Source organism: Enterobacter sp. SECR19-1250, assembly GCF_013391025.1.
In the GTDB taxonomy this organism is placed as follows: domain Bacteria; phylum Pseudomonadota; class Gammaproteobacteria; order Enterobacterales; family Enterobacteriaceae; genus Enterobacter; species Enterobacter cloacae.
In genome coordinates, this window is the sequence record NZ_JACASJ010000087.1 from 1 (window position 1) to 21,351 (window position 21,351).

The 21,351-nt window shown below is 55.4% G+C and carries 23 protein-coding genes; 21 read left to right on the top strand and 2 right to left on the bottom strand.

The features are described from left to right. The first annotated feature begins 109 nt into the window (after positions 1 to 109). The 6 genes from HX884_RS19415 (at position 110) to HX884_RS19440 (ending at position 3,406) form a co-directional block, all read left to right on the top strand. Positions 110 to 376, top strand: coding sequence for a hypothetical protein (locus HX884_RS19415; protein ID WP_178328646.1), 267 nt, complete (start codon positions 110 to 112; stop codon positions 374 to 376). Next, on the top strand, positions 364 to 543 hold the full coding sequence (locus HX884_RS19420) for a hypothetical protein (protein ID WP_178328647.1): 180 nt from the start codon (positions 364 to 366) through the stop codon (positions 541 to 543). Before HX884_RS19415 ends, HX884_RS19420 begins: the two co-directional genes overlap by 13 nt. Next, positions 536 to 874, top strand: coding sequence for a hypothetical protein (locus HX884_RS19425; RefSeq protein WP_178328648.1), 339 nt, complete (start codon positions 536 to 538; stop codon positions 872 to 874). The genes HX884_RS19420 and HX884_RS19425 overlap by 8 nt, the downstream gene beginning before the upstream one ends. Before the next feature lie 77 nt (positions 875 to 951). Then, the gene (locus HX884_RS19430) at positions 952 to 1,281 is read left to right on the top strand and encodes a hypothetical protein (RefSeq protein ID WP_178328649.1); all 330 of its coding nucleotides are present in this window, start codon (positions 952 to 954) and stop codon (positions 1,279 to 1,281) included. A 56-nt stretch (positions 1,282 to 1,337) separates the two neighbouring features. Then, positions 1,338 to 1,934 (top strand): terminase small subunit, encoded by a 597-nt coding sequence (locus HX884_RS19435; protein WP_178328650.1) that lies wholly within the window; start codon positions 1,338 to 1,340, stop codon positions 1,932 to 1,934. Next, entirely contained in the window at positions 1,931 to 3,406 is a 1,476-nt protein-coding gene (locus tag HX884_RS19440; protein ID WP_178328651.1) for a terminase, read from the top strand. The genes HX884_RS19435 and HX884_RS19440 overlap by 4 nt, the downstream gene beginning before the upstream one ends. Before the next feature lie 64 nt (positions 3,407 to 3,470). On the opposite strand, the gene HX884_RS19445 is transcribed toward HX884_RS19440, so the two are convergent. Further along, positions 3,471 to 3,842 (bottom strand): Gp49 family protein, encoded by a 372-nt coding sequence (locus HX884_RS19445; RefSeq protein WP_178328652.1) that lies wholly within the window; start codon positions 3,840 to 3,842, stop codon positions 3,471 to 3,473. Positions 3,843 to 4,594: 752 nt separating this feature from the next. Here HX884_RS19445 and HX884_RS19450 point away from each other — a divergent pair. Genes HX884_RS19450 through HX884_RS19520 form a run of 15 tightly spaced genes read left to right on the top strand, consistent with a single transcriptional unit; the run spans position 4,595 to position 20,621 of the window. Continuing rightward, positions 4,595 to 4,801 carry a hypothetical protein gene (locus HX884_RS19450; protein WP_032634944.1) on the top strand — a complete coding sequence of 69 codons (207 nt, stop codon included), beginning with the start codon at positions 4,595 to 4,597 and terminating at the stop codon, positions 4,799 to 4,801. Between the two features lie 14 nt (positions 4,802 to 4,815). Continuing rightward, on the top strand, positions 4,816 to 6,486 hold the full coding sequence (locus HX884_RS19455) for a portal protein (protein WP_178328653.1): 1,671 nt from the start codon (positions 4,816 to 4,818) through the stop codon (positions 6,484 to 6,486). Further along, complete coding sequence (locus tag HX884_RS19460; RefSeq protein WP_032634946.1) at positions 6,483 to 6,779, top strand: hypothetical protein; 297 nt, start codon at positions 6,483 to 6,485, stop codon at positions 6,777 to 6,779. The genes HX884_RS19455 and HX884_RS19460 overlap by 4 nt, the downstream gene beginning before the upstream one ends. Positions 6,780 to 6,781: 2 nt before the next feature. Further along, a complete protein-coding gene (locus tag HX884_RS19465) occupies positions 6,782 to 7,486 on the top strand; it encodes a peptidase (protein ID WP_032634947.1) in 705 nt (234 codons plus the stop codon). Positions 7,487 to 7,503: 17 nt separating this feature from the next. Further along, a complete protein-coding gene (locus tag HX884_RS19470) occupies positions 7,504 to 8,490 on the top strand; it encodes a major capsid protein (RefSeq protein WP_178328654.1) in 987 nt (328 codons plus the stop codon). A gap of 51 nt (positions 8,491 to 8,541) precedes the next feature. Continuing rightward, positions 8,542 to 8,982, top strand: a complete 441-nt coding sequence (locus HX884_RS19475; RefSeq protein ID WP_178328655.1) for a Bbp16 family capsid cement protein — start codon at positions 8,542 to 8,544, stop codon at positions 8,980 to 8,982. A 4-nt stretch (positions 8,983 to 8,986) separates the two neighbouring features. Beyond that, positions 8,987 to 9,361 carry a hypothetical protein gene (locus HX884_RS19480; protein WP_178328656.1) on the top strand — a complete coding sequence of 125 codons (375 nt, stop codon included), beginning with the start codon at positions 8,987 to 8,989 and terminating at the stop codon, positions 9,359 to 9,361. A gap of 51 nt (positions 9,362 to 9,412) precedes the next feature. After that, the gene (gp10, locus tag HX884_RS19485; protein WP_045342894.1) at positions 9,413 to 9,736 is read left to right on the top strand and encodes a capsid staple protein; all 324 of its coding nucleotides are present in this window, start codon (positions 9,413 to 9,415) and stop codon (positions 9,734 to 9,736) included. Further along, a complete protein-coding gene (locus HX884_RS19490) occupies positions 9,736 to 10,341 on the top strand; it encodes a hypothetical protein (protein WP_154048654.1) in 606 nt (201 codons plus the stop codon). Before gp10 ends, HX884_RS19490 begins: the two co-directional genes overlap by 1 nt. After that, positions 10,341 to 12,818: a hypothetical protein gene (locus tag HX884_RS19495; RefSeq protein ID WP_178328657.1), complete on the top strand. Its 2,478-nt coding sequence runs from the start codon at positions 10,341 to 10,343 to the stop codon at positions 12,816 to 12,818. Before HX884_RS19490 ends, HX884_RS19495 begins: the two co-directional genes overlap by 1 nt. Beyond that, positions 12,818 to 13,282, top strand: coding sequence for a hypothetical protein (locus HX884_RS19500; protein WP_088567080.1), 465 nt, complete (start codon positions 12,818 to 12,820; stop codon positions 13,280 to 13,282). The genes HX884_RS19495 and HX884_RS19500 overlap by 1 nt, the downstream gene beginning before the upstream one ends. Continuing rightward, complete coding sequence (locus tag HX884_RS19505; RefSeq protein ID WP_178328658.1) at positions 13,282 to 13,818, top strand: hypothetical protein; 537 nt, start codon at positions 13,282 to 13,284, stop codon at positions 13,816 to 13,818. The genes HX884_RS19500 and HX884_RS19505 overlap by 1 nt, the downstream gene beginning before the upstream one ends. 12 nt (positions 13,819 to 13,830) lie before the next feature. Beyond that, positions 13,831 to 16,341, top strand: coding sequence for a hypothetical protein (locus HX884_RS19510; RefSeq protein ID WP_178328659.1), 2,511 nt, complete (start codon positions 13,831 to 13,833; stop codon positions 16,339 to 16,341). Then, positions 16,338 to 18,143: a hypothetical protein gene (locus HX884_RS19515; protein ID WP_178328660.1), complete on the top strand. Its 1,806-nt coding sequence runs from the start codon at positions 16,338 to 16,340 to the stop codon at positions 18,141 to 18,143. Before HX884_RS19510 ends, HX884_RS19515 begins: the two co-directional genes overlap by 4 nt. Positions 18,144 to 18,146: 3 nt before the next feature. Then, on the top strand, positions 18,147 to 20,621 hold the full coding sequence (locus HX884_RS19520; protein ID WP_178328661.1) for a hypothetical protein: 2,475 nt from the start codon (positions 18,147 to 18,149) through the stop codon (positions 20,619 to 20,621). Positions 20,622 to 21,056: 435 nt separating this feature from the next. Here HX884_RS19520 and HX884_RS19525 read toward each other — a convergent pair whose 3' ends face one another. After that, on the bottom strand, positions 21,057 to 21,293 hold the full coding sequence (locus HX884_RS19525) for a hypothetical protein (RefSeq protein WP_178328662.1): 237 nt from the start codon (positions 21,291 to 21,293) through the stop codon (positions 21,057 to 21,059). Positions 21,294 to 21,351: the final 58 nt, after the last annotated feature.

Here is a 21,351-nt window from a genome sequence, read left to right on the forward strand (position 1 = left end):
TAAGCGGCTCGTTGAGCGAAGCGCGGAGGCCAGAAATGCCTAACCCATTCGACGCGGTAATGTTCGTGCTACTGGTATACGCAGCAGTTCAGGAAATAGGGTGGCTGCCATGGTGAGCAAACTCAAACAGCGGCGCGTGCGCCGCCTTAAAGCGGATGTGGCATGGTGGCGCGAGGAAGCCGAATACGGTAACCGCCGCATCCTCGAACTGGCCGGAGAAATCAACAGGCTCAAAAAGCTGGTTATCCGCGTGCCGATGCCGGTGGTAGTCCCGGCTCAGTCTGCGGCATTCATCGGAATTGACCTTGCTGGTGGTAAAGACCAGACATCGGTAATCGAAATAGAAAACGTGGAGGTGCTGAAATGGTCACGGTAACCCAGGAATCACTGGCCGAAAAGATTAAGCGGCTCGAGTCACTCGGTAACGCTGAATACGCATTAGGGTTAACCCTGAACGAGGAGTATCAGCTTGCAGCGTATCGCATGCTGCTCAAGTATCTAACCGGTCCTGTTGAAGCTAGTCTGGAGGATGGGAATGGCTAAGACCGCAGCAGAACGCAAAGCAGCGCAGCGTGCCCGCCAGGCGGAAGCCGGTGAACGCAAGCTCGAGTTGGTGCTCGACGAGCAGGAAATGGAGATGCTGGCACGGAACTGCGCCGAGCGTCGCCCGGGACGGGAGCCATACGAATTGAGCGAGTACATTGCTCTACTGATCCGCCAGGATGATGCACGCGTGCGCGGCCGCATCAAAGTTATCAGCGCTAATCGGTGCGGCAAGTGTGGTGACAGCCTGCCGGTGAAGTTATGCCCATGCGCCGGTGATTCGGCGTGCTGGGTGACGCAGGGTTGGCACGAGACGAAACTTGCGGTGTGACATGTCACGGCGTATTGACTAAAGCCTCACATGATTATACTGTTTAAATGTACAGTATTTTTATGTGAGGTTCCATTATGGGCTTTCCATCTCCGGCAGCAGACTACGTAGAAACACAGCTCACCATCACCAGCCTGTGCGGCTACGACGGCAACTGCCGCACCATTGAGACTTCTTCCGGTTACGCAATCTTTAACGTATCCATCAAACCAGATGCGGGTGACACCGTGCTGATATCCTATTGTGGCCGCACTGAGTTCGCCATTGTGCAGGGTAAGGCGCTGATTACTCCTGATGGTGAGTCACTGGAAGGCGAGGCGCTGGACGACACAACAGTGCATGGTGTTGTGACCCATTTCCTCAACCGTGTTGATCGTCAGGAAGGCGATCCGATACCAGTCATGTAACATCTGCGTGGGCGTGATAGTATTACCTGCATGGTAATAAAATTACTCAGGTGGTAATGATGCCCGCGACACCAAAAACCCACAAACGCAAATCAACGCAATATAAGCCTCTTACAGCGATGCAGGAGGCTTACTGCCAGTCCTACATTAAGACACCTGAAAATCAGTCTCAGGCGGCTATTGACGCAGGATTTTCGCCTAATACAGCTGCGGTCAAAGCCAGCAACATGATGCGCGACGAAAGAATCCAGAAACGAATCGCCGAGCTGATGGAGGAACGCAACAAGCGAAACCGCGTCAGCGCTGATTACGTCCTCCTGCGCCTGGTGGAGATCGACCAGATGGATGTGCTGGATATCCTGAATGACGATGGCAGCCTGAAACCTATCCGTGAGTGGCCGAAAATCTGGCGCACCACGCTCAGCGGATTCGACCTGTCCTCAACCATCATGAACATGAACGAGGATTCGATAGAGACCATCCTCAAAAAAATCAAATGGCCGGACAAGGTGAAAAACCTCGAGCTGATTGGCAAGCACGTCGATGTCAACGCGTTCAAAGAGCGCCTGGAAGTTTCCGGCACCGTCACCATCGCCGACCGCATGGCCGCCGCGCGTCGCCGCGTAAAAGAGCAGGCTGGTGGTGAAGAATGACAGCTGCAGCCATGTCTCCGGAAGAGCAGCTCGTCGAGGATATCGCCTCGTTCACGTATGACCCGCTTGGCTATGCGCTGTATGCGTTCCCGTGGGGCGAGGAGGGCACGGAGCTGGCGCATGCCACCGGGCCCCGCAAATGGCAGGCTGATGGGTTTCGGGAAATACGCGATCACCTTCAGAACCCTGCAACCCGTCACCAGCCGTTGATGCTGGCCCGCGCATCCGGTCACGGTATCGGTAAATCCGCTTTCATCTCGATGCTCATCAACTGGGGTATGTCGACCTGCGAGGACTGCAAGGTGGTGGTGACCGCCAACACCGACAACCAGTTACGAACCAAGACCTGGCCGGAAATCATCAAATGGTCGAACCTGGCTATCACGAAAGCGTGGTTCACCTGCACCGCCACGGCGATGTACAGCAACGACCCAGGCCACGATAAACGCTGGCGCGCTGACGCAATACCGTGGTCTGAGCACAACACAGAGGCGTTCGCCGGGCTGCACAACGAGCGCAAGCGTATCATCGTGGTATTCGATGAAGCGTCCAACATTGCAGATCTGGTGTGGGAGGTTGCGGAAGGTGCGCTGACCGATGAGGACACAGAGATTATCTGGGTGGCGTTCGGGAACCCGACGCGTAACACCGGGAGATTCCGCGAATGCTTCCGCAAATACAAGCACCGTTGGAAGTGTGCGCAGATTGACAGCCGCACCGTCGAAGGCACGAACAAGCAGCAACTGCAGAAATGGGTGGATGACTACGGCGAAGATAGCGACTTCGTGAAGGTCCGTGTGCGGGGGGTCTTCCCTGACGCGTCAGAACTCCAGTTTATCCCGACAGGCCTCACTGACGAAGCCATGAAGCGTGTCGTGACCGCCGGGCAGGTGGCGCACGCACCGGTGATTATCGGCGTCGACCCGGCGTATTCCGGCGTGGATGATGCGGTGATTTACCTGCGGCAGGGGCTGCACAGCAAGGTGCTATGGACCGGCAACAAGACCACTGACGACCTGATAATGGCGAAGCGCATCGCCGACTTTGAAGATCAGTACCAGGCTGACGCGGTATTCATCGACTTTGGTTACGGTACCGGGCTGAAGTCCATAGGTGATGGCTGGGGTCGTACATGGCAGCTAATTCCGTTCGGCGGCGGATCGACAGACCCGCAGATGCTCAATAAGCGCGGCGAGATGTTTAACGCCTGCAAAACGTGGCTGAAACTCGGCGGCACGCTTGATGACCAGGAGACAGCTGATGACCTGTCAGCGGCAGAGTACAAAGTGAGGGTGGATGGCAAGATCGTCATTGAGCCGAAGGAAGATATCAAAGAGCGCTTAGGCCGCTCGCCTGGCAAGGGTGACGCGCTGCTGCTGACGTTTGCTTTCCCGGTTACGAAACGCCTGCGCATCCCTGGGCAGGAGAGCCAGCAGGGCAAGGCCGTGACGGATTATGACCCTTGGAAATAACAAAGCCCGCATTAGCGGGCTGATTGTGACATGTCACGGTGTTAAAAGCCGTCGAATTCGTCTTTCATTGCTCGCTCAGTTTCTGTTTCAGCAGATATCCTTCCAGCATCCAGATTTTATTGACCGCGTTTTCACGGGCAATTTTACGCCCGATCTCTGGGTCGAAGTTCTCCGGGCTGGCGCAAGCGCTTTCGCCGGTGACGGTGAAACCATTACGCAGCACAAGAACGCAGAATGTAAGAAGCTTTAATGCTTCCTGACTTTCGGTTAAATCAAGCGCGGATTTGTATGTCGCCATAGCGCCCTCTCCGCCAATACCATCGTATGCGGTGAAGCAATGCTCGCTAATAATCAGGCTTTCAATGTGGTCTGGAGTAACTCGCGGCGCGGTTAAGCCTTTGGCCTGAATTTCAGATTCAATATCTTTGTCACTCATAATTTCACCTTAAAAAAATGCCCGGACGAACCGGGCGAACTGGAAGCAAAGGACTACGGAGTGCCTTCCTTGGCGGGTGATGCAGGGTTTACAGCGCAACGTCATCGGAATGGCGCTCTGCTGTAAAAAGGGCGGTGGTCAGAAGTGGGAGCAACTGCCACCGCCAAAGCTACACGCATTGCCTGGTACTGCCGTATCACGGTCCTAAGGCGTGATTGGGTTGTGGTGGCCGGTGCTGAGCTCCGGCTTGCTACCTGGATTGGCCGGGAGGGTGACGTCCCCGTATAGCTATCCCGAATTTTCGCGCATCAGCCTGCGCATTCACCACAACATTGAGAGCACTGCGCCTGTATCGGTTAGCGTCACGGGTTTAACCGGTCACCCCAATGCTCTCATCGTTGTATCCTCGTCTATTCCGAGGTGTCACACCTGATCGCCACGCTGGTGAAACGTCTCTGGATGTCGTACACAACTGGCTTGCACATTCCGGCTACCCGCTCGGGGATAAGGAAACCAAGGAACCCCGCCGGACCGCTGCGACACATGTGCCATATGCCGTACAGCTCACACCTGGAAGCGCACTCACCAGTTTTGATTTAGCGACAAGACCTCACAGAACCGATATCGAAGTGCGCTTTCATGTTGTGTTACCTGAGGGGTAATAATTGCACGGCATTATGTCAATACACTACGTAAAATAATCCGTATATGGTTAAATTGGTAATAATTTAATCGTGTGTGAGGTTATCGCTATGTGTATCGGCAGCAAGCCATCAGTGCCAGCGGCACCAGAAGTTCAAGCCGCACCTCAGGAGCAGGACGCCGCTGTGGTCAGTGCCCGAGATGACGAAGAGCGCCGCCGCCGTGCTGCAGCCGGTCGTAACTCGACCATGCTCACCGGTGCCCAGGGCGACACTTCCAAAGCCAACACCAGCGGTAAAACGCTGCTCGGTCAGTAACGGAGACCTGAGAGATGGCGGAAACCGAAAAAGAGCGACTGCTGAAGCAGCTCGAACAGCTGAAGAATGAGCGCACATCGTTCGAGCCGCACTGGCGCGACCTGAGCGACTTTATCAATCCGCGCGGTTCCCGCTTCCTGACGTCTGACGTTAACCGTGATGATCGCCGCAACACCAAAATTGTTGACCCTACTGGCTCACTGGCTCAGCGCATTCTCGCCAGCGGCATGATGTCCGGCATCACCAGCCCGGCCCGTCCGTGGTTCAAGCTGGCAACGCCTGACCCTGACATGATGGATTACGGCCCGGTCAAAGTCTGGCTGGAAGTCGTGCAGCGCCGAATGAACGAAGTGTTCAACAAGTCGAATTTGTACCAGTCCCTTCCTGTGATGTACGCCAGCCTGGGTACTTTCGGTACCGCCGCGATGGCCGTGCTGGAAGATGACCAGGACGTGATCCGCACAATGCCTTTCCCGATTGGCAGCTACTACCTGGCGAACAGCCCGCGCGGCAGCGTAGATACTTCCTTCCGCCAGTTCTCCATGACTGTGCGCCAGCTGGTGCAGGAATTTGGCCTGGACAACGTCAGCACGTCCGTTAAGGGCATGTGGGATAACGGCACGTATGAAGCTTGGGTCGAGGTTAACCACTGCATCACGCCAAACATCAACCGCGACAGCGGGAAGATGGACAGCAAGAACAAGCCTTTCCGTTCTGTGTACTTCGAGACGGGAGGTGACTCCGACAAGTTGCTGCGTGAGTCAGGATTCGATGAATTCCCGATCCTGGCGCCGCGCTGGGAAGTTAACGGAGAAGACGTTTATGCGTCCTCCTGCCCGGGCATGCTGGCACTCGGACAGGTTAAAGCGCTTCAGGTTGAGCAGAAACGTAAAGCTCAGCTGATCGACAAGGCGACCAATCCTCCAATGGTCGCTCCGACGTCGCTGAAGAATAGCCGCGTTTCGCTGCTGCCTGGTGACGTGACATACCTCGACGTGCTGAGCGGCCAGGACGGATTCAAGCCTGCTTACCTCGTCAATCCGAATACCGCCGACCTGCTGGCTGACATTCAGGACACCCGCCAGACCATCAACAGCGCCTACTTTGTTGACCTCTTCATGATGCTGCAAAACATCAACACCCGCTCTATGCCGGTGGAAGCAGTGATCGAGATGAAAGAAGAGAAGCTGCTGATGCTCGGCCCGGTGCTCGAGCGCCTGAACGATGAAGCGCTCAACCCGCTTATCGATCGCGTGTTCTCCATCATGGCGCGCAAGAACATGCTCCCGCCGCCGCCTGACGTGATGCAGGGCATGCCACTGCGCATCGAATACATCTCCGTGATGGCGCAGGCGCAGAAATCTATCGGCCTCACCAGCCTTTCGCAGACTGTTGGCTTCATTGGCCAACTCGCAAAGTTCAAACCTGAAGCGCTCGACAAGCTCGACGTGGATCAGGCTATCGACGCGTTCTCCGAAATGTCCGGCGTATCGCCGACCGTCATCGTTCCGCAGGAGCAGGTGCAGGGCATTCGCGAAGAGCGAGCCAAACAACAGCAGGCAGCACAGGCACTGGCAATGGGCCAGGCAGTTACGCAGGGAGCCAAGACGCTCAGCGAAACGCAGACAACAGATCCAAGCGCGCTAACAGCAATCACTAACGCAGTTGGAGCAGCACAGCAATGACGGACTTCGATGAAGAAGAACTGCGCATTCAGAACGAGCGGAAGAAGAACGATCTGGAGCAGCGCGAGAAGGACGACATCAAGTTCGTCATGGATAGCGAGCAGGGCCGCCGCGTCGTGTGGGGGCTGCTGGAGAGAGGTCAGGTGTTCGGTACCTGCTTCAACGTAGACCCGAACATCACAGCATTCAACGAAGGGCAGCGCAACCTGGCGCTGGTTCTGTTTCAGCGCGTCATGACGCACTGCCCCGATCAGTATCTGAAGATGGCCGCAGAGGCCAGTGAACAGGAGTAACCATGAATTTATTTGAACGTTTGCTGCATCGCCGTCTTTGCAATGAGCAATCCACTGAAGGTGGCCAGGCAGATACAGCTTCAACGGGAGCCACTGAAACCACTCAGGGCTCGGGTGAAACGCAGGAGCAAACCCAGGCGCAGGATAACTCTCAGGACACTGATTCTGAGAAAGGTTCTGAAGCTCAGAAAACTGAGGAAGAACTTGCTGCTGAAAAAGCCAAAACCGAAGAAGCAGAAAAGGATAAGAAGCCAGAAGGTGCGCCGGAGAAATACGAGTTCAAAGCTGGAGAAGGCGTTGAGCTGGACACCGAAGCGCTGAAGGACTTCGAGCCTGTTGCCCGCGATCTGAACCTGACCAACGAGCAGGCTCAGAAACTGGTGGATGCATATCCAAAAATTCTTGCCGGTGTGCAGCAGCGTCAGGCAGAAGCCTGGCAGAAGCAGACCGAGGGCTGGGCAGAGACCGTAAAAGCAGACAAGGAGATAGGCGGCGACAAACTGACCGCAAACCTCAGCGCTGCGCAGCGTGCACTGGACCAGTTCGGCACGCCGGAACTGAAAGAATATCTGAACGCTACCGGGCTTGGTAACCATCCAGACCTTGTTAAGACGTTTGTGAAAATCGGTAAAGCCATGTCGGAAGACGGCATGGTCGATGGCAGTAATCAAGGCCAGCGTAGTGCGGCCGAAGTGCTTTATGGCTAATAAGAGAGGATATAACCATGGCTGTTAAAGGCGTAAATGCGCTGACGCTGGCTGACTGGGCTAAGCGCACCGATCCAAACGGGAAGGTAGACAAGATTGTCGAACTCCTTTCCCAGACCAACGAAATCCTGACTGACATGATGTTCGTAGAGGGTAACCTGCCAACCGGTCACCGCACCACCGTGCGCTCTGGTTTGCCTCAGCCAACCTGGCGTTTGCTGAACTACGGCGTTCAGCCAACCAAATCCACTACCGTGCAGGTTACTGACACTGTCGGCATGCTGGAGGCTTATGCCGAGGTAGATAAGTCACTGGTTGATCTGAACGGTAACACTGCTGAATTCCGCCTGTCTGAAGATCGTGCATTCCTCGAAGGCATGAACCAGCAGATGGCTCAGACCCTGTTCTACGGCGACACCAGTGTGAACCCGCAGCAGTTCATGGGCCTGTCATCCCGCTACTCCACCAAATCCGCAGGCAACGGCCAGAACATCATTGATGCTGGCGGCACCGGTACAGATAACACCTCTATCTGGCTGGTGGTCTGGGGTGAAAACACTGTGCACGGCATCTTCCCCAAAGGGCAGAAGGCTGGTTTGCAGACTCAGAACCTCGGCGAGCAGACGCTTACCGATGCCAATGGCGGAAAATACCAAGGTTACCGCACCCATTATAAGTGGGATAACGGCCTGGCTCTCCGTGACTGGCGCTACGTTGTGCGCATCGCCAACATCGATGTGAGCGATCTGTCAGTACCAGGTTCAGCTGCAAATATCGTCAGCCTGATGGTTAAAGCGCTGCACCGCGTCCCTAACCTGAAAATGGGCCGCGCGGTGTTCTACATGAACCGTACCGTTGCCCAGGCGCTGGATCTGCAATCTCTGGATAAAGCCTCTCTGGCTCTTTCCGTAAAAGAGACTGAAGGCGAATTCTGGACCACGTTCCGTGGCATCCCAATCCGTGAAACCGATGCGATTCTGGAAACAGAAGCGCGCGTTGTTTAACGCCTGTCATTAACTGATGGGCCTTAATCGGCCCATAAATGGAGAAAGAAAATGATCCTCGACAAACTGTTGATGTTCTCCGAGAAGCAGGCGGTTACAGCTTCCGCTGCTTCTACGGACGTGATTGATCTCGGCCCTATCGACGGCACCCGCCGCGATATTGGCGTTGGTTATCCGCTGGAGTTCTGGGCAACCGTTGACACCACTGCAACCGCTGCTGGTGCTGCGACCCTCAACGTTCAGTTGCAGACCAGCCCTGATAACTCCACCTGGACCACTATCTACGACAGCGGTTCTCTGGCGCTGTCTGCCCTGACAGTTGGTAAACGCCTGTTCTCTACCAAAGTTCCGGCGGGCGTCCAGCGTTATCTGCGCGTCAACTATTCAGTCGGCACCGGTCCTCTGACTGCTGGCGCGTTCACCTCGGGCATTAATCTGGATGTTGACAACAACACTCCTTATTACCCGACCCGTTCCAAAGTGACTGGCTAAGGTGATGGCAATGGAAAAAGCAAAATACCGCGTCCTGCGCTTATCCCATATTCATAACAACCTCTGGCCTGAAGGTTCAGAAATTGAATATGACGGCGAGCCAGGATCTGCGCTGGAGCCGATCAACGCAGCGGCGAAGGCGGCAAAGGAAAAGGCAGACCAGAAGCGTGGAATCGTGCCGGTTGACTCTCATCCTGAACCACAGGATGAAGATGATGGCCAGGAAGATACCGGCGGTAAAGATGCCAATACCTTCAGTGAAGATGAAGCCGCGCTACGCCAGCAGTACGAAGAACTTTTCAACAAGAAACCTGGCAACATGAACGTTGAAACGATCAAAGAGCGTATTGCGGAAGAACGGCAAAAACTGGGCGTCTAAGCCTCGCTAATAAAACAAGGGGCTTCGGCCCCTTTATTGCAGGAGTCCGCTATGGAACTGGTAAACCTCAAAACTGGAACTGACACCTATCAGGATGAGGATGGTAAAACCCAGACTCGCGATGATTATCCATGGGGCCTTTGCATTGAGCTGAACAACGAGACGCTCGCCAAGCTCAAGGCAACGCCACAATCCGCTGGTACTGAAGTGATGATCACCGCGAAAGCCATAATTCGTTCCACCTCTACTCGAGAAACGGAAGATGGCATGCAGCATAACGCCAGCTTGCAGATTACTGACATGGCACTCAGTCCGGTATCTGGTGAGCAGCCCAAAACTGCCGCCCAAACTCTCTACGGCGGGGAGGATGATTAATGGCCTCCGTTATCGAGATCTGCAACCGCGCGCTGAGCAATATCGGGAACAGCCGCAGCATTAACAGCCTGACCGAGGCCAGCAAAGAAGCCGGGCAGTGCTCCCTGCATTTCGATTCCTGCCGCGATGCTGCGCTTGCGGACTTCGACTGGAACTTTGCCACCAAACGCCTGGCGCTGGCTGATACCAACAATCCTCCTCCGGACTGGGCTTATTCCTACCAGTATCCGACTGACTGCCTGCGCATCACCGAAATTATGGTGACCGGTATCCGTAATCCGACGGCAGCTATGCGCATCAACTATGAGGTTGGGTCTGATGCCGACGGCACCGGAAAGCTGATCTACACCGATCAGCCTCAGGCATGGTTGAAGTACATCTCGCGCGTCACCGACGTGAACATGTTCGATGCAATCTTCATGGAAGCGCTGTCCTGGCGTCTGGCCGCCGCCATAAATATGCCGCTGACCGGCAGCGCAGATCTCGGTAACAACGCACTGACTATGTACCGCAGCGTCATCCTGAGCGCTGGCTCGCACAGCCAGAACGAATCCCAGGAGCCGCAGCCGCCAGTTGATGAGTTCACTGCAGCGAGGTTGTCATAATGGCTTTCAGTTGGATCCAGCCGAGCTTTGCCGGCGGTGAAATTGGCCCGTCGCTGTACGGGCGCATCGATATGTCGAAGTATCAGGTGGCGCTGCGCAAGTGCGACAACTTTATTGTCCGTCAGTATGGCGGGGTGGAGAATCGCCCGGGCACGCGCTTCGTCGGCGAAGCCAAATATCCGACGCGAAAATGCCGCCTTATCCCTTTCCAGTTCTCGACCGTCCAGACTTATGCGCTGGAGTTTGGGCACAACTACATGCGCGTTATCAAAGACGGTGCGTATGTTCTGAACAGCAGCAATGTGATCTACGAACTGGCTATGCCGTATGCAGAGGCCGACCTGTTCCGCATTAAATTCACGCAGAGCGCCGATGTGCTTACCCTGGTTCACCCGGCCTACCCGCCGAAGGAGCTGCGCCGTTACGCGCACGACAACTGGCAGATCGTCGATGTCACCACAAAAAACGGACCGTTCGAAGATATCAACGTTGACGAGTCAGTGAAGGTATACGCAAGCGCCAGTACCGGGACCATTACGCTGACGGCCAGCTCTGCCATCTTTGGCGCTGAGCAGGTCGGAAAACTGTTCTATCTCGAGCAGCCCGCGGTAGATTCCGTTCCCGTATGGGAGACCAGCAAGACCACAGCCATCAACGATGTGCGCCGCGCCGACAGCAACTACTACCGTGCCAATACTTCCGGCAAGACCGGGACCCTGCGGCCGTCTCACACGGAAGGCATGTCCTGGGATGGATGGGGCGGAACCGGGGATAGTGATACCGGAATCCAGTGGGAATACCTGCACAGCGGTTTCGGCATTGCGCGCATCACCGCGGTATCCAGCGACGGCCTGACCGCCACTGCTACGGTGGTTAGCTATATCCCGTCCCAGGTTGTCGGATCGGCGAATGGCAGCTACAAGTGGGCACGGTACGCATGGAACAGTGTCAACGGCTACCCGAGCACGGTTGTTTACTATCAGCAGCGCCTGTATTTCGCCGCGTCCACCGCGTACCCACAAACGATATGGGCGAGCCGGACCGGCGACTATAAGGATTTCGGCAAGAATAACCCTATTCAGGATGACGATCGCATCATCTACACCTACGCCGGGCGACAGGTGAATGAGATCCGCCACCTTATCGACGTCGGCAACCTGGTCGCGCTGACATCCGGCGGGGAATATACGATATCCGGAGACCAGAATAAGGTCCTCACTCCGTCGGCGTTTTCGTTCAGTTCTCAGGGTAACAACGGTTCCAGCAATGTGCCGCCGATCGCGGTGGCAAACATCGCGCTGTTCATCCAGGAGAAGGGCAGTGTGGTGCGCGATCTGGCCTATTCCTTCGACGTCGACGGATACCAGGGAACTGACCTGACCATACTGGCAAACCACCTCTTCCAGAAGCGCAGCATTGTCGACTGGTCATTCTGCATCGTGCCGTACAGCAGCGCGTTCTGCATCCGCGACGACGGCAAACTGCTGGTACTGACCTATCTGCGCGATCAGCAGGTGTTCGCCTGGGCGCCGCAGTCCAGCACCGGAAAGTACGAAAGCACCTGCTCCATCAGCGAAGGCAGCGAGGATGCTGTTTACTTCGTGGTTAACCGCACCATCAACGGCCAGACGAAACGTTACATAGAGCGCCTGTCCAGCCGCCTGTTTACCAGTGATGAAGATGCTTTCTTTGTCGATTGCGGACTGAGCTATGACGGACGCAATACCTCAACACGTACTATGACCATCAGCGGCGGCATTGGTGACTGGAGCTATCAGGTTGACTACCCGGTGACGATAAGCGGCGGGGCGTATTTCGTGGGCACTGATGTTGGCGCTCAGATCCAGTTCCCGTACTCAGAAACGGATCCTGATACCGGCGAAGTGGTGGCGAAAGAATTGCGTGGTGACATTCTCTCCGTAACGAGCAATACCGCCGTGGTTGTGCGCTTCAACCGTAACGTTCCTGCGGTGCTGCGTAATTCGGCCACGGCTAACTGGCAGATGGCCCGCCAGACTTTCAGCGGCCTGTCACACCTCGAAGGCCAGACAGTAAACATCCTCTCCGACGCCAGCGTAGAGCCACAGAAAACCGTCTCTGGTGGTGCCGTCACGCTGGAATCACCGGGCGCAGTGGTGCATATCGGGCTGCCGATCACCGCTGAATTCGAAACGCTGGACATCAACATCAACGGGCAGGAAACACTGCTGGATAAAAAGCAGGTGATCCCCACTGTGACGATGGTGGTCAACGCCAGCCGAGGCATCTGGGCAACCACACCAGGTGGTGAGTGGTACGAGTATCCGCAGCGGGAATTCGAGTTTTACGACGATCCGGTTGATGACGCTACCGGGAAGGTGGAAGTGAAGCTCGACAGCAACTGGGATAAGAACGGGCGCGTCAAGGTGCGCCAGCTCGACCCACTACCGCTTTCTGTTCTGGCAGTCTTGCCGCGCATGACGGTCGGGGGATTCTGATGATTAAAGCTCAGATCGTACCGGCAACTCGGGAACATATCGAAGCCATGCTCCCGCATGTCCGCCAGGCTGACGTTGATGAATTTCTGGCGACAAACGGGTGGAGCCCGCGCCGCGTGCTTGAAACCGGTCTGCGCACGTCAACATTTGCCTGTGCCGGTCTGATTAACGGTGAGGTGGTGACCATCTTCGGCGTGGCCCCGGCATCAATGATCGGCGGTAACGGTATCCCGTGGCTGGTGGGCACCGACGCGCTGGAGAAATACCAGCGCACCTTCCTGCGCCGCTGCGGGAAAGTGGTCAATGCAATGCTGGCTGTTTACCCGTATCTTGAAAACTATGTTGATGCCCGCAACCACACCGCGCGTATCTGGCTGCACTGGCTGGGATTCACCATTGAAGAGCCGCAGCCATACGGCGCTCACGGTCTTCTGTTTCATCGCTTCCACATGGAGAGAAAATAATGTGTGAACCCACAATTTTAGCCGGTGCGACACTCGCGGCAGGCGCGCTGTCAGCTTACAACCAGTATGAGACAGGCAAATATTCTGCTGCTGTTGCTGAGCAGAATGCGGATGTGGCAGAAGCTCAGGCGCAGGACTCGATTAACCGTGGCAATGCCCAGGCCGAGGAAGTGCGCCGCCGTAGTCGTCAGGCTGCCGGAACACAGGCGGCTACAATGGGTGCCACCGGCGCCGATCTCTCAACCGGTAACGCTCTGGATATCTTCGGAGATACCGCTCAGTTCGGCACGCTGGATGCTCTGACGACCGTTAACAACGCCCAGCGCGAGGCTTACGGTTATCAGGTTCAGTCAGCCAACTATGACGCCCAGGCGGTATCCGCGCGTAAGCAGGGAAATATGGGGGCGATGACAACGCTGCTCACAACGCCGCTACAGGCTTATGGCGCTTACAAAATGGCTGGCGGTACATGGTCACCATTTTCCCAGAAAGCTGCGCCTATCAGCGCCGCCGTCGGCACGCCAACCGGTCGATAAGGAGATATCGAAATGCCAACAGTACCAACAGTCAGCGGGCGCCAGGTTGAAAGCCGCGGATTCCAGTCTCCGGGTTTTCAGGCGTTCGAACAGCCGAATGTCGGCGACGTCATTTCTCAGGTAGCACCAAAGGCTATCGACATGTTCGCCCAGGCAAAGCAGCGCGCAGATGTCGCCCAGGCGCAGGATGCATCGCTGCAACTGAGTCAGGTATCGAGTGATCTGCTGACGAACCCCGATACCGGTCTGCTGAATCTTCAGGGGAAAAACGCGCTCGGCAAGGGGCAGGAGTACACTCAGCAGTTTGATTCCCAGGCAGAGCAGATCGCCATGACCCTGCCAGAAGGTGCCCGTGCCGGGTTCCTACAGCAGGCACAGCAGCAGCGTATCCAGTTCACGACGCAGGCCGGGCGCCACGAGATCAACCAACTTAACGCATACGAAGAAGGTCAGTTCCAGGCTACGCTGGAGAACAACGGGAAACTGGCAGCATCTGCATACGGCGATAACGCCAACTATGTGCTGTACAACCAGCAGACCTTTCAGCAGATCGAAACCTATGGCGCCGCGCATGGCTGGAGCGCCGAGCAGATTCAGGCGAAAAAGACAGAATTCAAAGAGAAGGTTGCTGATACGGCTCTCTCTCAGTGGTCGGCTAACAACTCTATCGAGTTCATCCAGAGCAATGGCGAGTTGAGCGACACGGCTGTTGGTTCACGCCGTGCGGTATCTGAAGGTGGTTCAGGCGATAGCGCTCGCGGCATTCGCAATAACAACCCCGGAAACCTCGAATACAGCAAAACAAATCCATGGGTTGGACAGACCGGTGATGATGGTCGATTTGCTAAATTCGAAACTCCGGAGCATGGCATTCGCGCGCTGGGCCGCAACCTGCTGTCTTATCAGCGCCAGGGTATCGATACCGTCAGTGACATCATCAACCGCTGGGCACCGCCGTCTGACAATAACAACACCGATGCTTACATTCAGGCAGTAAGTGCTCAGCTAGGCGTAACTGCGGATCAGCAGCTTGACGCATCAAACCCAGACACGCTGAAGGCACTGTGTGCTGCAATCATCCAGCATGAGAACGGTAGTCAGCCATACAGTGATCAGCAGCTCGCCACCGGCGTCAGTGCTGCTATTGGCCTGTCTCAGCTGCCGACCAGCACCAAACGGTACACCGGCAATGCTGCATTCGACGCTGCATCTCCTGAAGCGCAGGCAACCTTCCTCCGCCAGGCTGACCAAATCCGCAAGCAGCAGCAGGCGGAGTATCGCACCAGTATTGACAGCCGGGTACGCGATGCCAGCGCGGCATATATGCGCGGCGTGGATTTCCCCAATGCGCCAACTCAGACTGACTTCCTTGCGGCCTACGGTGTGCGTGAAGGTAATCTCCGCTATACCGAGTTTCGTAATACGCAGATCGCCGGGCAGTACATTGGCTCATTCCGCAACATGCCGACGAGCAGCATTCAGGCAGCGGTAGAGAACCTGAAACCAGACACCGGTGAAACCGGTGAGGGATACGCGGCCAGGGCTCAGACATATGACGCAGTTGTCTCTGCCGCCAGCACCGTTCTTGCTCAGCGCAAAGCTGATCCAGTTCAGTTCTCTCTTTCTGCTGGTCAGACTCAACCTATAGACATGACCAATGAAAATTCTTTCGGTAAAACTATTGCGCTGCGGGCATCCCAGGCTGGTGAGCTGGCGAAGTCATACGGCACGCCACTGGCATTTTTTTCCAAGGATGAAGCCAATCAGATCGGCGCATTCTTCCGCGATGCGCCTGTGTCACAGCAGTCTGCATATCTGGACATCATCAGGAAAAGCACAGGTGGCGGTCAGGTTTATATGTCAGCACTTCAGCAAATCAGCGCGAATGCGCCGTCTGCCGCCGTTGCAGGAATTCTCATGGACAAGCCTGGCGGTGTGGTTGCTGAGAAAAACTGGTTCAATCCTGATGTGTCTGTATCGTCCTCTACCGCATCACAAACCATTCTGGCTGGTGCCGCAGCGCGGAAGGGATCGAAAGAGGCCAAAGGCATTACCATGCCGAAAGAGAACGAAATGCGGCTTGAGTTCAGCGACACCGTCAAAGATGCATTTGCCGGTGACGCACAGGGCGCATCTATGGCGTATGAAGTTGCGAAAGACTACTACGCCGGGGTGATAGCGCAGAAGGGCGATCTCTCTGGCGAGCTGGATTCTGACGTCTGGAAGCAGGCAATCAACGTTGCTACCGGCGGTGTGCACGACTACAACGGCATGGGTAATGTCCTGCTGCCGTGGGGCATGTCCTCTGAGCAGTTCGATAAAGAGGTTAATCAGGCATGGGAAACGCAGGTTACCGGCGCTGGCGTTAAGGCTCCGCCTGGTCAGTACGGCCTGCAAAGCTACGGCGACAGCCAGTATCTTGTGAAGCTCGGCACTGGCTATCTGCTGAAGCCTGACGGATCGCCAGTCATTATCGACCTGACGCAGCAGCGCCTGCGCTTTACGGGAGATATTCCGCAATGAGCTACTTCGGATTTAACCCGGTAAACCAGAATCAGCAACTGGATCAGGCCGCTTCTAACCCAATCGGCAGCCCTAAAAACGATGTCGGGTTTTTCGATGGGTTTGTCAGTGGTGCAGCATCCGGTCTTTATTCCGGACTGGTTGCTAAACCTGACCAGCTTTTGTGGGCTGGCGTTGATGCTGTTGTATCGCCGATCGCTCAGTTTGTTAATGACAACACATCGTTTCGTGACACGTCACCTGAATACATTGCGCGGCAGAGAGAGCTTGCTGCAGCGCAGGTTAAACGCCTGACGCCGGATGCTGCTACCACCGGCACCGCAGGACAGGTGCTGTATGGTCTTTTCGATATGGGGTCGCAGGCAGTAGTCAGTACGCTGGCAGCCGGTCCTGCTGGAGCCGCTGCTGCTGTGACCAGCTTGCAGGGATTCTCCGAGTTTGAGCGACTGCGCGGAGAAGGCGTCGATTACAGCACCGCTCAGGAAGTGGCGCTGGTGCACGGCCTTACAGCTGGTGCCGGTACGGTCATACCTATGAGCATCGGCCTGCGTGCTGGTGGTGCTCTGGCTGAAGGTGTCGGTGCTCAGTTATCACGATCGGCGCTTGGCAATGCTGCTGGTGCCGCTGCTCGCGCTGCGCCTGATATCGCTTATGCGGCAGGCACGAACGTCGCTTTCGGTATGGCCATGCGCGGCAGCACCGCCTCTATCCTGCGTAATAATGGCTATGAGGATATGGCCTCGCAGTATGACGTATTCGATAAGCAGGCGATGGCGATAGATGCCGTTCTCGGCCTGGCATTCGGCGGTGTAGGCCGGTTCGTAAACTCGCGTGGTGAAAATGTTCGCCCGCCTGATTTTATGCCTGCCGACGTCGATGCCGCGCTGGCGGCCAATGCTGCTCATCATGCTGAGTTTGATATCGCTCCTGGCATTCCGGTTAATGTGCTGTCACGCGATGCGCATGCTCAGGCATTACGGCAGGCGATGCAGGATGTCAGCGCAGGCCGATCGGTTGATGTGGCGAGCATTGTTGAGCCTGCGGCATTCACCAACATACCGGCACGGCGCAGCATTATATCGCAGGCACTGGATGAGATGCTTTCTCAGGCAGATGAGGGAGCGACATCCAGGGCTCTTGAAATGCGGACGCTTGAGGATCAGGCTGCGCAAATTCTTCCGCGTGGCGACCGCAAGGTTTACCAGTCTGAAATAGCCAACAGCGAACGCATTATCACCAACCTCACTGAGCAGCGTAACCAGATACTGGCAGAGCAGCCGGCTGGCAGCGGCAAAGCGCTGTCCCGTGCCCGCGCCGACAAGCAGGCAAGACTGAGAGATGTAGATCAGCGCATCAGCGAGGCACAGGGTCGGCTGGAATTCTCTCGTAACTCCCTAGCCCCGCATGAGCCTGGTGGTGAATTCTTCGAAGCCAGGGCAGAGATCGCCCGCAGGCAGCAAGCAGAGGCAGAGCTTGATGCTCAGGCTCTTTCATTTTTCCGCACGGCAGAAGTGCGATCCGCCGATGAAGTCGCACCGCTGGAGCCGAACGTGGCCCTCCGGGATATGGAAAGCGTGCCAGCGCCAAGACCGGCAGAGAACCAGCAGGACATCGACGTGATGGCTGCTGAAGAATCGCTGGCAGAATCTCCAGACATGATGATCACCGTGCTCGATGATGAAGGAAATCCGCAATCCAGAAGCGCACGTGAGGTGCTAGATGATGCTGCACGGGAAAATGAGCAGGCCGTGCAGGACTCCAGACTTTTCGATGTCGCTGTTGCGTGTTTCTTAAGAGGATAAATTATGCGTCAGGAATGTATTAACGCCGTGCAGCAGGCCGCAAGCCGCCGACTCACGCAGCAGGAAATCCAGAATATTGAAGACCGTATTTACCGGAACATGCGACAACTTGCCCGCAATGATCCTGCTTCATGGCGGGCGATGACTGATGCCGAACGTCTGCGCCGTGCCGGGCAGTTAGCGGCAAACGAGTTGACCAATGAAGCAGCGCTGAAGAAGCGTCGGGTGGCGCTCACCATTGCAGCCAGGCAGCGACTCGACGCCTTCATAAAGACCTACCAAGGGAAAGACGGAAAGCTTGAGGCTCTTAACCGCACCATCGCCTTTCACGCTGACGGTAAATCAAATTTCCTGTCGGTAGAATCACGCGGTAAAGCCACCCGCGACTATGCACTAAGCCAGATTCAGGAAGCATTTGAAGCGGTAGACCCGCGATTCTTCCATCTGTTTGAGGATGAGGCCAGCGTGCGCGATCTGGTTTACGAGATGCGCGGTCAGGACACCGGAAACGTAAGAGCGAAGAAGGGCGCAAAAGCATGGTCTGGCGTTACTGAATTGCTGCGCCAGCGCTTCAATGACGCTGGTGGTGATATCGGCTACCTGGAAAACTGGGGCATCCCTCAACACCACTCGATGGAGAAAGTCGGCAGGGTGTCACAGGATAAGTGGGTTAGCGACATCATCGGCAAACTGGATCGCAAGTACTACATCAAAGATGACGGCCAGTTGATGAGCGATGCTGAGTTGATAACCTTCCTGGGCGAGGCATACAACACCATCGCCACCGGCGGGCTGAACAAATTAAGCGACACCGGAATGCGCATTTCCGGCGCGCGCTCTAATCGTGGTAACGCATCCCGTCAGATCCACTTTAAAGACGCAGACTCCTACCTTGAGTATCAGCGCGAATACGGCGATCGCTCTCTGTGGGAAGTCATGGTAGGTCACCTGGAAGGCATCAGTAAGGATATCGCGCTGGTTGAAACATACGGGCCGAACCCCGATCACGTTTTCCGCTCAATCCTGGACGAGGTTACTGCTGAACAGGCCACTGCCAACCCTGAGCGCACTGGCAGGATTAAGCGCCTGGCAAACAGCACCGAGAACCTTTACAACTTTATCGCCGGAAAGACGCAGCCGATCGCCAATCCGCACATCGCACGATGGTCGGACAACATACGAAACTGGATGGTCGCCAGCCGTCTTGGTTCTGCGCTGCTCGCGTCATTCTCTGATCTCGGGACAATGTACCTTTCGGCAAAGGTAGCGAATCTACCGATGAACAAGCTGTTTATGAACCAAATTGAAGCGATGAACCCGGCGAACAGAACGGAACTGGCACGGGCGCGCCGGGCTGGCCTGGCAATGGAATCACTTCTCGGCAGTGTTAACCGCTGGGCGATGGACAACATGGGACCGTCTATATCACGCTGGGCAGCGACGGCGGTGATGCGCGCCAGTGGCCTGACTGCGTGGACTGATGCGCATAAGCGAGCCTATGGCGTTACGATGATGGGTAGCCTGGGAGAAGTGGTAAGCCGGACTCCAGATCTGCGTAGCCTTGATGACAATGATTTCCGCATCCTAAAAAGTAAGGGCATTACTGATCAGGACTTCAGTGTGTGGAAGCTTGCGCAACAGGAAGACTGGGGAAATGGTAATACAACCATGCTCACGCCAGAAAGTATCATGCGCATCCCCGACGCTGCATTACAGCATATTGGACCGCCGGAACGCGTCAGGTTTGAGGCAATGCGTCGGCTGCTTGGCGCGGTATCTGAAGAAGTTGATATGGCTGTCATTACTCCCGGCGCGCGAGAACAGGTTCTTACCGGTGGTGGCCTGCAACGCGGAACGTGGAAGGGTGAACTTACGCGAAGCGTTTTCCTGTTTAAGTCCTTTCCGATCTCAGTGGTAATGCGCCACTGGACACGCGCAATGGGTATGCCGTCCGCAGGCGGACGCGCCGCTTACATCGCTACATTCCTCGCCAGCACCACGATTCTTGGTGCGCTTTCTCAGCAACTTAACGATCTGGCATCCGGACGTAATGCTCGCGACATGACCGGTAAAGATGCTGGTAAATTCTGGCTTGGCGCTCTGCTGAAAGGTGGCGGCCTTGGCCTTTATGGTGATTTTCTGCTGTCAGACCATACCCGTTACGGCGGTGGGGCACTGGCTTCAATGCTCGGGCCGGTGGCCGGGCTGGTAGATGATGTGGTTAAGCTGGGGCAGGGGATCCCGCTCAATGCTGTAGAGGGTAAGCCGGAGCAGACAGGAGGCGATCTTGTTAAGTTGGGCAAAGGGCTGATACCCGGTGCTAATCTCTGGTATGCAAAAGCGGCGCTTGACCATATGATATTTAACCAGATGCAGGAATACTTCTCTCCTGGCTATCTCCGTAAGGTAGAGCAGAGATCGAAGAAGAACTTCAACCAGACTTACTGGTGGCGTCCTCAGGACGTTACGCCACAATAATACTGGGCAAGATAATGTATCAGATCATCTTTATAGTATTGATATGCGCTGCTTTTCTAGTCTACTCATATATGTTTGATAAAAAAGGTTTTGATTTAGAACCGCAACTGCGTGTGGCTTGTTGGTTTGGATTGATAGTATTCAGTATTGTATTAATAGGCAGGTTGTTGTGATTTATAAGTAATTCAAAAAAGCCCGCTTAGCGGGCTTTAATTCATTACTTACCGCCAGGCCTTGAGTCGGCAGAACGACCACCGCAGCGGGATCCATCTGAAGCAGTATCATCAGAATGCTGGCAATTTCCGGCGTATGCCTGTGTTGCTGCACCAAGTGACAAGAGAACTAATAAAACTGCAAAGATTTTTTTCATTATGAGCATATCCATGTGTAGGCCACAGATCGTGGCAAATACATTTTATACCCCAAAAGTAAATTCTATCTGGTTTGTTTTCGTAATTGTTCTGCACAGTAATCAAGATGCATTTGCAGATCCTTCATGGACATCTGCGAGCTGGTGACATAGTTAACCAGGGCAGTCAGCTCTGCCATCGGGCCATCAACATTAAAGCCATCCTCACCCAACTGGCGCAGCAACGTCATCAGGTGTGAATCTTCAACAAGGGAGCGGACGCCTCCCGGCGTGTGTATGCGTTCGGCAAAGCCTTTTTCCAGCGGGTGATGTAGCCCCCTGAAACACCGGACAGTAGCTGTATCTCCAGATAAGAGATAG

What these genes read in the sequence shown, in the direction of transcription:
- HX884_RS19415 (WP_178328646.1), top strand. Translation starts at nt 110, where the DNA reads ATGGTGAGCAAACTCAAACAGCGGCGCGTGCGCCGCCTTAAAGCGGAT.
- HX884_RS19420 (WP_178328647.1), top strand. Translation starts at nt 364, where the DNA reads ATGGTCACGGTAACCCAGGAATCACTGGCCGAAAAGATTAAGCGGCTC.
- HX884_RS19425 (WP_178328648.1), top strand. Translation starts at nt 536, where the DNA reads ATGGCTAAGACCGCAGCAGAACGCAAAGCAGCGCAGCGTGCCCGCCAG.
- HX884_RS19430 (WP_178328649.1), top strand. Translation starts at nt 952, where the DNA reads ATGGGCTTTCCATCTCCGGCAGCAGACTACGTAGAAACACAGCTCACC.
- HX884_RS19435 (WP_178328650.1), top strand. Translation starts at nt 1,338, where the DNA reads ATGATGCCCGCGACACCAAAAACCCACAAACGCAAATCAACGCAATAT.
- HX884_RS19440 (WP_178328651.1), top strand. Translation starts at nt 1,931, where the DNA reads ATGACAGCTGCAGCCATGTCTCCGGAAGAGCAGCTCGTCGAGGATATC.
- HX884_RS19445 (WP_178328652.1), bottom strand. Translation starts at nt 3,842, where the DNA reads ATGAGTGACAAAGATATTGAATCTGAAATTCAGGCCAAAGGCTTAACC.
- HX884_RS19450 (WP_032634944.1), top strand. Translation starts at nt 4,595, where the DNA reads ATGTGTATCGGCAGCAAGCCATCAGTGCCAGCGGCACCAGAAGTTCAA.
- HX884_RS19455 (WP_178328653.1), top strand. Translation starts at nt 4,816, where the DNA reads ATGGCGGAAACCGAAAAAGAGCGACTGCTGAAGCAGCTCGAACAGCTG.
- HX884_RS19460 (WP_032634946.1), top strand. Translation starts at nt 6,483, where the DNA reads ATGACGGACTTCGATGAAGAAGAACTGCGCATTCAGAACGAGCGGAAG.
- HX884_RS19465 (WP_032634947.1), top strand. Translation starts at nt 6,782, where the DNA reads ATGAATTTATTTGAACGTTTGCTGCATCGCCGTCTTTGCAATGAGCAA.
- HX884_RS19470 (WP_178328654.1), top strand. Translation starts at nt 7,504, where the DNA reads ATGGCTGTTAAAGGCGTAAATGCGCTGACGCTGGCTGACTGGGCTAAG.
- HX884_RS19475 (WP_178328655.1), top strand. Translation starts at nt 8,542, where the DNA reads ATGATCCTCGACAAACTGTTGATGTTCTCCGAGAAGCAGGCGGTTACA.
- HX884_RS19480 (WP_178328656.1), top strand. Translation starts at nt 8,987, where the DNA reads ATGGCAATGGAAAAAGCAAAATACCGCGTCCTGCGCTTATCCCATATT.
- gp10 (WP_045342894.1), top strand. Translation starts at nt 9,413, where the DNA reads ATGGAACTGGTAAACCTCAAAACTGGAACTGACACCTATCAGGATGAG.
- HX884_RS19490 (WP_154048654.1), top strand. Translation starts at nt 9,736, where the DNA reads ATGGCCTCCGTTATCGAGATCTGCAACCGCGCGCTGAGCAATATCGGG.
- HX884_RS19495 (WP_178328657.1), top strand. Translation starts at nt 10,341, where the DNA reads ATGGCTTTCAGTTGGATCCAGCCGAGCTTTGCCGGCGGTGAAATTGGC.
- HX884_RS19500 (WP_088567080.1), top strand. Translation starts at nt 12,818, where the DNA reads ATGATTAAAGCTCAGATCGTACCGGCAACTCGGGAACATATCGAAGCC.
- HX884_RS19505 (WP_178328658.1), top strand. Translation starts at nt 13,282, where the DNA reads ATGTGTGAACCCACAATTTTAGCCGGTGCGACACTCGCGGCAGGCGCG.
- HX884_RS19510 (WP_178328659.1), top strand. Translation starts at nt 13,831, where the DNA reads ATGCCAACAGTACCAACAGTCAGCGGGCGCCAGGTTGAAAGCCGCGGA.
- HX884_RS19515 (WP_178328660.1), top strand. Translation starts at nt 16,338, where the DNA reads ATGAGCTACTTCGGATTTAACCCGGTAAACCAGAATCAGCAACTGGAT.
- HX884_RS19520 (WP_178328661.1), top strand. Translation starts at nt 18,147, where the DNA reads ATGCGTCAGGAATGTATTAACGCCGTGCAGCAGGCCGCAAGCCGCCGA.